This window comes from Streptomyces sp. NPDC034670, assembly GCF_055574875.1.
In genome coordinates, this window is the sequence record NZ_JBVITR010000039.1 from 1 (window position 1) to 10,021 (window position 10,021).

The 10,021-nt window shown below is 74.7% G+C and carries 10 protein-coding genes; 4 read left to right on the forward strand and 6 right to left on the reverse strand.

The genetic code is table 11. The annotated features are described in order from the left end of the window. Nucleotides 1–205: 205 nt before the first annotated feature. From ACZ56B_RS23270 to ACZ56B_RS23295, 6 genes are all read right to left on the reverse strand, one after another. The gene (locus tag ACZ56B_RS23270) at nucleotides 206–1,633 is read right to left on the reverse strand and encodes a flotillin family protein (RefSeq protein WP_468793808.1); all 1,428 of its coding nucleotides are present in this window, start codon (nucleotides 1,631–1,633) and stop codon (nucleotides 206–208) included. Between the two features lie 110 nt (nucleotides 1,634–1,743). Next, complete coding sequence (locus tag ACZ56B_RS23275; RefSeq protein ID WP_468793811.1) at nucleotides 1,744–2,253, reverse strand: hypothetical protein; 510 nt, start codon at nucleotides 2,251–2,253, stop codon at nucleotides 1,744–1,746. 351 nt (nucleotides 2,254–2,604) lie between these two features. Then, nucleotides 2,605–3,228, reverse strand: coding sequence for an Rv1733c family protein (locus ACZ56B_RS23280; RefSeq protein ID WP_468793814.1), 624 nt, complete (start codon nucleotides 3,226–3,228; stop codon nucleotides 2,605–2,607). A 74-nt stretch (nucleotides 3,229–3,302) separates the two neighbouring features. Further along, nucleotides 3,303–4,106, reverse strand: coding sequence for a rod shape-determining protein (locus ACZ56B_RS23285; RefSeq protein WP_468793817.1), 804 nt, complete (start codon nucleotides 4,104–4,106; stop codon nucleotides 3,303–3,305). A 142-nt stretch (nucleotides 4,107–4,248) separates the two neighbouring features. Continuing rightward, a complete protein-coding gene (locus ACZ56B_RS23290) occupies nucleotides 4,249–4,575 on the reverse strand; it encodes a TraR/DksA family transcriptional regulator (RefSeq protein ID WP_468793970.1) in 327 nt (108 codons plus the stop codon). Between the two features lie 185 nt (nucleotides 4,576–4,760). After that, nucleotides 4,761–5,087 carry a TraR/DksA family transcriptional regulator gene (locus ACZ56B_RS23295; protein WP_468793820.1) on the reverse strand — a complete coding sequence of 109 codons (327 nt, stop codon included), beginning with the start codon at nucleotides 5,085–5,087 and terminating at the stop codon, nucleotides 4,761–4,763. Nucleotides 5,088–5,367: 280 nt separating this feature from the next. On the opposite strand from ACZ56B_RS23295, the gene ACZ56B_RS23300 reads away from it, so the two are divergent. From ACZ56B_RS23300 to secD, 4 genes are all read left to right on the forward strand, one after another. Beyond that, nucleotides 5,368–6,321 carry a HAMP domain-containing sensor histidine kinase gene (locus tag ACZ56B_RS23300; RefSeq protein WP_468793973.1) on the forward strand — a complete coding sequence of 318 codons (954 nt, stop codon included), beginning with the start codon at nucleotides 5,368–5,370 and terminating at the stop codon, nucleotides 6,319–6,321. After that, complete coding sequence (locus ACZ56B_RS23305) at nucleotides 6,318–6,986, forward strand: response regulator (protein ID WP_468793823.1); 669 nt, start codon at nucleotides 6,318–6,320, stop codon at nucleotides 6,984–6,986. The genes ACZ56B_RS23300 and ACZ56B_RS23305 overlap by 4 nt, the downstream gene beginning before the upstream one ends. A gap of 47 nt (nucleotides 6,987–7,033) precedes the next feature. Beyond that, complete coding sequence (locus ACZ56B_RS23310; RefSeq protein WP_468793826.1) at nucleotides 7,034–7,390, forward strand: hypothetical protein; 357 nt, start codon at nucleotides 7,034–7,036, stop codon at nucleotides 7,388–7,390. 69 nt (nucleotides 7,391–7,459) lie between these two features. After that, nucleotides 7,460–9,790 carry a protein translocase subunit SecD gene (secD, locus tag ACZ56B_RS23315; protein WP_468793830.1) on the forward strand — a complete coding sequence of 777 codons (2,331 nt, stop codon included), beginning with the start codon at nucleotides 7,460–7,462 and terminating at the stop codon, nucleotides 9,788–9,790. The last annotated feature ends 231 nt before the right edge of the window (nucleotides 9,791–10,021 follow it).

A 10,021-nucleotide genomic window follows, 5' to 3' on the forward strand; every position in this document is an offset into this window, starting at 1 on the left:
AATGCGGCCGGGCGGGAGCCGGTGCCGGCAGTCTCCACGGCCGCGTGGCCGTCCACGCCGCCACCGAAGGCGACGAAGGCCCCCCCCCCCCCCCCCCCCCCCCCCCCCCCCCCCACCCCCCCCCCCCCCCCCCCCCCCCCCCCCCCCGCCCCCTCCTCCCCCCCCCCCCCCCCGCGGTGGGAAAGGGCCGCTCGGGCCGCTCGGGTCACTCGGTGATGTCGACCTTCCCGTTGGCCGGCTCGGCCGGAGCGGGCACCTCCGGCGTGTTGCGCCGGGCGAGGCCCTGGAGGAGCTGCGCGAGGTCGACGCCGGTGGTGGAGCTGAGCAGTTCCACGCCCTGGGCGACGTTGTCGGCGACCGTGCGCGGGAGCTGCCCCGCGCCGTCCGTGGAGATGACGGTCAGCTTGTCCACGGCGGCCAGCGGCTCGGCCGCCTTGCCGACGACCTGCGGCAGCACCTCGACCAGCATCTGGAGCACCGCCGCGTCGCCGTACCGCTCGAAGGCGTCGGCCTTCTTGTGCATGGCCTCGGCCTCCGCCGCGCCCTTGGCGGCGATGGCGGCGGCCTCCGCGTCACCCTCGATGCGCACGGCGTCGGCGAGCGCCGCGCGCTGCGCCTTCTCGCCCTCACCGGTGAGCCGGGCCCGCTCGGCCGCCGCCTCGGCCTCCTTGACCGCGGCGATGCGGCGGGCCTCGGCCTCCTGCTCGGCCTGGTAGCGGGCGGCGTCCGCGGGCTTGCGGACCTTGGTGTCCAGCTCGCGGTCGGTCAGCGCGGCCTGCCGGGCGGCGACCTTCTCCTGCTCCTGCAGGACCTCCTGCCGGCGGGCGGCCTCGGCGAGCGGGCCGGCGGCCTCGGCGCGCGCGGCGGCCTCGTCCGTCTCGGCCTTGATCTCGGCCTGCTTCAGCGCGAAGGTGCGCTGGGCGATCGCGATCTCCTCCTCCGCCTTCAGGCGGGCCTGCTCGGAGGCGCGCCGGGCGACGGCCTCGGCGATGTCGGCCTCCTGCTTGGCGCGGGCCGCCTCGGGCCGGCCGAGGTCCTCCAGGTAGGAGCCCTCGGTGCTGATGTCCTGGATCTGGAAGGCGTCCAGCACCAGGCCCTGGCCGGACAGGCTGGCCTCGGCCTCCTCCGCGACCTGCCCGGCGAAGGCGGCGCGGTCGCGGATGATGTCCTCGACCGACATCCGGCCGACGATGGAGCGCAGCGCGCCGGACAGCACCTCCTGGGTGAATCCGACGATGCCCTCCTGCTGCTGCAGGAAGCGCTGGGCGGCGGCGCGGATCGAGTCCTCGGTGCCGCCGACCTTGACGATGGCGACACCCTCCAGGTTGGCCTTCACCCCGCGCAGCGTGACCGCGCCCCGGACGGCCACCGGGATGTGCCGGCTGGACAGGTCGAGGGTGAACTTCTGCTGGACGAACGGCACGACGAAGACACCGCCGCCGACCACGACCTTCTGGCCGCTGTTGTCGGTGAAGACCCGGCCGGTCTCGGGGTCGGTCGACTTCTTGCCGCGCCGTCCGGTGACGATGAACGCCTCGCTGGGTCCCGCCACCTTGTAGCGGGTGACCACCACGAGGGCCAGCAGGACCAGGAGTACGACGACTCCCACCACGGCGATCAGTACTGGGCTCATGCTGGTGATATCTCCTCAGCCCTCCCGGGGGACGGCGGCTCGGATCGGATCGGGAACGGACGCGGGAAGGAGCGGAGCGCCGAAGGAGGCGGGCCGCGGCGGCGTACCGGTCAGCGCTCGACCGGCCGGACCGCGACCGAGGTCGCGGACAGCGCCGACTCCACCCAGACCTCGGTGCCCCGCGCCACAGGCACCGGACACTTCGCGGCCAGCTTCAGCGGCTGCCCGGCGAGGTGCACCAGCACCTCGCCGTACCCCTCGGCGGGGATGGCGGTCACCACGGAGCCGGAACTGCCGACGAGGTCGTCGCCCCGCGGCGTGGCGCCGGGCTGGTCCCGCATCAGGGCGCGGCTGAGCCGCCACGTCAGCCAGCCCGCGCCGACCCCGGCCACGGCACCGGTCACCGTGGCGCCCACGGCCCCCAGTTCCGTCGTGCTGAGCACGATCGCGCCGCCGAAGCCGAGCATGGACACGAACCCGGCGATCACCGGCAGGGACAGCCACCCGTCGAACACGCCGTCCAGCGCGCCGTCGAGGACGCCCTCCAGGATCCCGTCGAGGACCAGCGAGAGCAGCAGCAGAACCAGCCCCGCGATCCCGAGGCCCACGAACCATTCCATCGGGTCCCCGCTTTCGCTCGACGGCCTCCCCGCGGAGGCATGCTCTCATGTGGTCCGGCCACGGCACATTGCCAGAATCCGGCAATCTTTACGGGTTGTTGATGCCGTCTTCCCCCGGACCCTCGGGTTCCGCCGCCGTTCGGGCCGCGGCGTCGGCAACGTGAGGGTCGAGTGTGCCGCGCAACGGCCGCCGCCCCGGCCCGGAACCCGGGAGGCAGTGGTGCGGCGCGGAATTCGTTGCCCGACTCCGGCAGTTCACGAGAGCGTCGCGGCCGCTTCTGCCCGGAGCGGCGCCGCGGTGCCCCGCTCCCCTCGGACCGCGTGGCGCCCGGGCCCGGCGTGCCGGGCGGGTCAGGTGGGTGTCGTCCAGCGCGGCGCCGTCTCGGCCCAGGCGGTGGCCCAGCCGGCCAGGTTGCGGCGGCGCAGGACGAGGGTGGCCAGGGCGTGGGCGGCGGCGCCGGTGAGGGTGACGCCGATGGCGGCGAGGAGGGCCCAGCCCATGCTGCGGCTGCGGACCTGCTCGCGCGTCAGCGGCGGCTCGGTCGCCTCGCCGTCGGTGGTGACCCAGACGCGGACCTCGTTGCCGGCGGGCAGGCCCGGCGGGACCTCCGCCCGCGTCGTCCGGGTCCGCCCCTCCCGGGTGGTGAAGCGGACCTCGACCGGGTAGCGGGTGTTCTTCTCCTCGTCCGATCCCGGCTCCGGGTGGCGCGGGGCGTCCCGGGTGAGGGTCGCGGCGGTCTCGTACCGGGTCAGGGCCTGGTGGCGGGCGGTGTCCTCGTAGTGGCGGTGGGCGGCGTCGGCCACGAGGACGGCGGCCACGGGTGCGACGGCCAGGACGGCGAGCAGCAGTCCGAGGCCCAGCCACGCCTGGAGCGCGTCGGTGCGGCGGCGCAGGGGGTTGCGCCGCCAGCGCCACAGCAGGGGGCGTGGGGGCGGGCCGGGTGGCTGCTGTGCCGGTGGTGTCTCGCCCGCCACGTCGTCGCTCCTTCCGGGGTCTCGGGTCGTGCCGGCAGGTGGGGGGAACGGAGGGGGCCGGTCCGGGCGCCGGGTCAGGCGGTGCCGGTGGCCGAGGGGTGGTGGTGCTCCGCGGCCAGGAAGCTGGCGGCGCCCCGGACGGCGGCGGTGTGCGGGGACGGCACCGGCTGCACCGGGCAGCCGAGCCGGCCGGGCAGGCCCTGGGTGATGTCGGGGCGCAGGGCGCCCCCGCCGGCCAGGAGGATCCCGCGGCGCAGGGCGGTGCGGGTCAGGGAGGTGCGGTCCTGCCGCAGCATCGCCGTCACCATGTCGACCACGGCGTCGGTGAGCTGCTCCGGGGCCGTGTCGTCGGTCAGGTCGCCGGTGCCGAGCGCGGTGCGGCGTGCGTCGGTGACCGCGCCCTCGGCGAGCAGGACGACCTCGGTGAGGTGCGCGCCGATGTCCACGACCAGCAGCGGCCGGGTGTCGTCGGCGCCGGCGGCCAGAGCCACCGCCCGCGCGCCCGGGACGGTCAGGACGGCGCGCGGGCGGAGGATCTCGACGGCCGTCCGGGCCTCGGTCCGGAAGGCGAGCCCGTCCAGGACCGGCGCCGTGACGACGACCAGGGGGCGGCCGAAGCGGGGCAGACGGGGTCCGAGCAGCCGGTCGAGCATCCGGGCGGTGCCCGGGGTGTCGACGATGGTGCCGCGCTGGATGGGGTGGAGGGCGCCGTTGCCCGGGAACGTCACCGTCGGCACGTCGAGCACCATCCCCCGTCCCGCGATCCACGCGCGCGTGCGGGCGCTCCCCAGGTCGAGCGCGATCCCGGAGCACCGGCGGCACAGCGGCCAGGGGACGTGCCGCCCGGTCGCCGGGCGCGGGCGCCGTATCACGGTCATCGGACAGCCTCCTGTGCGGGCGGACCCGCGGGCGCGGGTTCCGGGTGGAAGGCAGTGGCCGCGGCCGGGTCTCCGGGGAGGCGGCCACGGCCGTGGGACTGCCGGTGTCCGGGGCGCGCGGCGCGCCCCGGCCGTGGCGCGGTCATCGCGCCGCCTCCCGCACCTGCTGGCAGCGGGCGCAGTAGCGGGCCTGCGGGACTATCAGGAGGCGTTCGCGCTGCACGGGGCGGCGGCACAGGTGGCAGATGCCGTAGGTGCCCGTGTCCATCCGGGTGAGCGCCGCCTCGACGTCGGCCAGCACCATGCGGGCGGAGGCGGCGAGTTTGACGCGCACCTCGATCTGGCCGGCGCCGTGCGCCTCCTCCCCGTCCGCGTCGCGCGTGGCGTCGGCGGGGAACGCGGAGTCGGCGGCGAACTGCCGCAGCTGCTCCTCGCGGAACAGCCGCTGCTCGTGCAGGTTGTCGCGCAGCGGGGGGGGGGGGGGGGGGGGGGGGGGGGGGGGGGGGGGGGGGAGGGGGGGGGGGGGGGGGGGGGTGGGGGGGGGGGGAGGGGGGGGGGGGGGCCCCCCCCCCCCCCCGCGCTCACCGATGGTCTGGTGGGCCACCACTTCACCCCTTGGGTTAAGCGGGAGGGGGGAACGGATCAAGGGCGCGGTCAGGCCGCGCGGCTCTGGCAGGTCACGCAGTGCGGGGTGTGCGGGAGGATCTCCAGCCGCTCCGGCGGCACCGGCTTCGAGCAGCCGAGGCAGGTCCCGTAGGTGCCGTCCTCGAGGCGGGCGAAGGCCTCCTCGATCTCCTTGAGGGCGCGCTGGATGGCTTCCCGCTGGTTGGACATGAGGTGGTCCTCGGCGCTCTGCCCTGTTTCGTCCAGGGCCTTGAGCTGGGCGAGGCGCGTACTGCGGGCGTGCTCGAGGCGCTGACGGATCTCGTCGGCGGCGGGGTGGTCGGGGCGCAGTTCGGCGCGGGGCAGGTCGATCGACACGGGAGGTCCTCCAGGCAAACGGACGGGTGATGCTCCCACCATCGCCGTTGCCTTGCCCCCCGCCCATCGGGCGCGGTACCCATCTGTGCGGGGTCACAGGACCCACCCGGTGCGGCATGGGTCCGGTGGACCGCCGGAAATGGGCCGCGGGGCCCATGGACCGGGGGCAGGGGGGTCGTGCACGCTGGCCGCTGCCCACCGGGACCGGGGGCCGCGGCCGCACCGGACGGCACGGTGACCGACAGTAGAGGTTGACGAGGAAGAGGAAGGCGTGACCTCCGTGTCCCTTTACTGGCGGATCTTCGGCCTCAACGCGGTGGTGCTGGGCGCGGCCACCGCGCTGCTGCTGTGGGCTCCGGTGACCGTGTCGGTCCCGGTGCTGCTGACCGAGGCGGTGATCCTCGTGGGCGGCCTGGGCGTGATGCTCGTGGCCAACGCGGCCCTGCTGCGCATCGGGCTCGCCCCACTGGACCGGGTGACCAGGCTGATGAGCACCGTCGACCTGCTCCGTCCCGGTCAGCGCCTTCCCGTACGGGGGCGCGGCGAGGTCACCGAACTCGTCAGCACGTTCAACGCGATGCTGGAGCGGCTGGAGCGGGAGCGTGCCGCGAGCAGCGCCCGCGCCCTGTTCGCCCAGGAGGCCGAGCGGCGCCGCATCGCCCATGAGCTGCACGACGAGGTCGGGCAGAGCATGACCGCCGTCCTGCTGGCCCTGAAGCAGGCCTCCGACGAGGCGTCCGAACCGCTGCGCGGGGAGCTCCAGCAGGCGCAGGAGATCACCCGGGCGAGCCTGGACGAGGTGCGCCGCCTGGTGCGCCGGCTGCGGCCGGGCGTCCTGGACGACCTCGGCCTGGTCAGCGCGGTCACCTCGCTCGCCACCGAGTTCGCCACGCACACCGGGCTGCGCGTGACGCGTCGCTTCGACGCCGATCTTCCCCCGCTCGACCACGAGACCGAACTCGTGATCTACCGTGTCGCGCAGGAGGGCCTGACCAACGCCGCCCGGCACGCCGAGGCGCGGAACGTCACGGTGAGCCTGCGGGGCGCCGGCGACGCCGTCGTCCTCGAGGTGAGCGACGACGGCCGCGGCATCGGAGCCGCCCACGAAGGTGCCGGAATCCGCGGTATGCGGGAACGGGCCCTGCTCATCGGGGCCACACTGGACATCGCCCCCGCGACACCGACCGGTACGAGGATCAGGCTGGCCGCGCCCGCCGTCAGGAAGCAGTCATGAGCCACGAGACCCACCCGACCACGATCAGGATCCTGCTCGCCGACGACCACGCCCTGGTACGGCGCGGCGTCCGGCTCATCCTCGACCGGGAACCGGACCTGGAGGTGGTCGCCGAGGCGGGCGACGGGGCGGAGGCGATCGCCATGGCGCGCACCCACGAGGTCGACCTGGCCGTGCTGGACATCGCCATGCCCCGGCTCACCGGCCTGCAGGCCGCGCGCGAGCTGGCCGCGGTGCGCCCCGGCGTGCGGATCCTGATGCTGACGATGCACGACAACGAGCAGTACCTGTTCCAGGCGCTCAAGGCCGGTGCGAGCGGGTACGTGCTGAAGTCCGTCGCCGACCGCGATCTGGTCGCCGCCTGCCGCGCGGCGATGCGGGACGAGCCCTTCCTCTATCCTGGCGCGGTCACCGCATTGATCCGCAACTACCTCGACCGGGTCCGTGACGGTGAGGAAGCCCCTGAGCAATTGCTGACCCCGCGCGAGGAGGAAGTGCTGAAGCTGGTCGCCGAGGGACATTCCTCGAAGGAGATCGCCGAGCTGCTGTTCATCAGCATCAAGACGGTGCAGCGCCACCGGGAGAACCTGTTGCACAAGCTGGGTCTGCGGGACCGCCTGGACCTGACCCGCTACGCCATCCGCGCCGGACTCGTCGAGCCTTGACCGCAGACCGGACGGGTCCAGCCGCCCGCCTTCCGTTCCACACCGGTGTGGCCTTCGCCACCCTGGCCGCCGTCCTGCTGACCCTCGTGCCCGGTTTCACCCGAGACACCCGGTCCGCCCCTTCCGCGTCCTCACCGGCCCCCGTCCCCGCGATGCACCCGCCCGACACCCGTCCGTCCACCGACGACGCCTACGTCGGCGCGGGCACCGTCTTCATCAGGCCGCAGCGCGACGGCGGGGAGCGGACGACGTCGGCCGGCCCGCCGCTCCCCGCGCCCCCGCCCGCCCCCCGCATCCCTCCCCGGCCGGCCCGGCCCGCACCGGTGTCCGGTCACGTCCCGACCGACGCCGCGCACGTGCCGTCGGACCTCGGCCGGGCACCGCCCGTGCACTCCAGCGCCTGAGATTCCCGCATCCCTTCTCTCCCCCCGCCGCGCGTCCCACCGGCCGCGGCATGCCTGCTGGAGGCATTCGTGAAACGTCCCGCCCGCTTCAGGGCGTTGTTCGCGCTCGCCGTGATCGCGGTGTCCGTGTACATCGCCGTCACCGTCCCGGTCCGCCTGGGCCTGGACCTGCGCGGTGGCACCCAGATCGTCCTGGAGACCCGCTCCACCGACACGGCCAAGGCCGACGGCGAGGCCACCGACCGCACCCTGGAGGTGCTGCGCGGCCGGGTCGACGCCCTCGGCGTCGCCGAACCCACCATCGTCCGCTCCGGTGAGAACCGGATCATCGTCGAGCTGCCCGGCGTCCAGGACCCGCGCAAGGCCGCCGACGTCCTCGGCCGCACCGCGCAGCTCTCCGTCCACCCGGTGCTCGGCCCCGCCGCGGCGGACACCAAGCCCGAGAAGGGCGAGCAGGTCCTGGCCGACGAGGCCGGCGAGCGGCTCCGGCTGGGCGCCGCGCGGCTCACCGGCAAGGACGTCGAGGGCGCCGACGCCCAGTTCGACCAGCAGAGCGGCGCCGGCTGGCACGTCACCGTGGACTTCAAGGACGACAAGGGCTGGGCCAAGCTGACCGGCGAGGCCGCCTGCAACCCCGCGGGCGACCCCAAGCGCCGCGTCGCGATCGTGCTGGACAACAAGATCATCTCTTCGCCGCAGGTCGACCCGTCCGTCTCCTGCAACGTCGGCATCGCCGGCGGGTCCACGCAGATCACCGGCTCCTTCAGCAGCGAAGAGGCCCGCGAGCTGGCCCTGCTCGTCGAGGGCGGCGCGCTGCCGGTGCCGGTCGAGACGGTGGAGCAGCGGACCGTGGGCCCGACGCTGGGCGCCGAGGCCATCAAGTCGAGCGCCTACGCCGCCGTCCTCGGCACCGCGCTCACCGCGCTGTTCATCATCGTCGTCTACCGGCTCATGGGCTTCCTGGCCACCGTGGCCCTGGCCTGCTACGGCGTGATCTCCTACGCCGCCCTGGCGGGGCTCGGCGCGACGCTGACCCTGCCGGGCCTGGCCGGTTTCGTCCTGGCCATCGGCATGGCCGTCGACGCCAACGTGCTGGTCTTCGAACGGGCACGCGAGGAGTACGGCAAGCGCAACCGGCCCAGCGGCCGCTCGGCCCTGACCGCCGGCTTCAAGGGCGCCTTCAGCGCGATCGCCGACTCCAACATCACCACGCTCATCGCGGCGGGGCTGCTGTTCCTGCTCGCCTCCGGTCCGGTGAAGGGCTTCGGCGTCACCCTGGCCATCGGTGTCGTCGCCTCCATGATCAGCGCCCTGGTGATCACCCGGGTGCTGGCCGAGTTCGCGGTGGAGCGCCGCTGGGTGCACCGCCGTCCCAAGATCACCGGTCTGGCCTCGATCGGCCGGGTGCGCGCGTACCTCACCCGCCGCAACCCGCAGCTGATGCACCGTCCGCGCCGGTGGCTGCTGGTGTCCCTCGTCGTGCTGGTCATCACGGGCGCCGGCATCGTGGTGCGCGGGCTGAACTTCGGCGTCGAGTTCACCGGCGGCCGGCTCATCGAGTACACGACCACCCGGACCGTCGACCCGGACCGGGCCCGCGAGGCCCTGGCCGACGCCGGCTTCCCGCAGGCCGTCGTGCAGTCCTCCGGGGACAACGGGATCACGGTGCGCACCGAGGAGCTGAGCAACGCCGAGGCGGTCCAGGTGGCCGAGGCCATCGACGAGGTCGGCGGCGGGGCGGAGAAGGTCCGCGACGAGCTGATCGGCCCGAGCCTCGGCGACGAGCTGCGCCGCAACGCGCTGATCGCGCTGGGCCTGGCCCTCGGCGCCCAGCTGCTGTACCTCGCCTTCCGGTTCCGCTGGATGTTCGGCACGTCGGCGGTCGCCACCCTGGCGCACGACGTGGTGATCCTCACCGGCATCTTCGCGTGGCTGGGCAAGCCGATCGACGGGGTGTTCCTGGCCGCCCTGCTCACCGTGATCGGTTACTCGGTGAACGACTCCGTGGTGGTCTTCGACCGCGTCCGGGAACTGTGGACCAAGGACCGCAAGGCGCCGCTGGCCCAGTCGACCAACCTGGCGATCCTGCAGACGGTGCCCCGCACGGTCAACACCGGTATCGGTGTGATCTTCATCCTGGCCGCGCTGGCCCTGCTGGGCGGTGACTCGCTCACCGACTTCGCGCTCGCCCTGCTGATCGGCATGCTGGTGGGCACGTACTCGTCGGTCCTGACCGCCTCGCCGCTCGCCATCGAGCTCGACGCGCACTCCCGCGGTGACAAGGGCGGCCGGGACCGGGGCCGCAAGCGCGCCGGTTCCGGGCGCGGCAGGTCCGGCGCCGGGGAGCGCCCGTCCCGGGCCGAGGTCACCGGCAAGGAGGCCACCGGCAAGCGGGTGTGACCACCGGGCGGCTCCCGAGCGGGGAGCCGCCCCGTCCGCACGGAGCGCCGCCGTCCGTCCCGTCCCGGGGCGGGCGGCGGCGCCGTGCGGCGGGCCGGCCGTGCGCCACCGGGCGGCTCCGGCCGGGGCGTGGGGGGGGGGGGGGGGGGGGGGGGGGGGGGGGGGGGGGGGGGGGGGGGGGAGGAGGGAAAGGAGAGATACGAAAGGACAATCGCCCCCCCCCCCACCAGA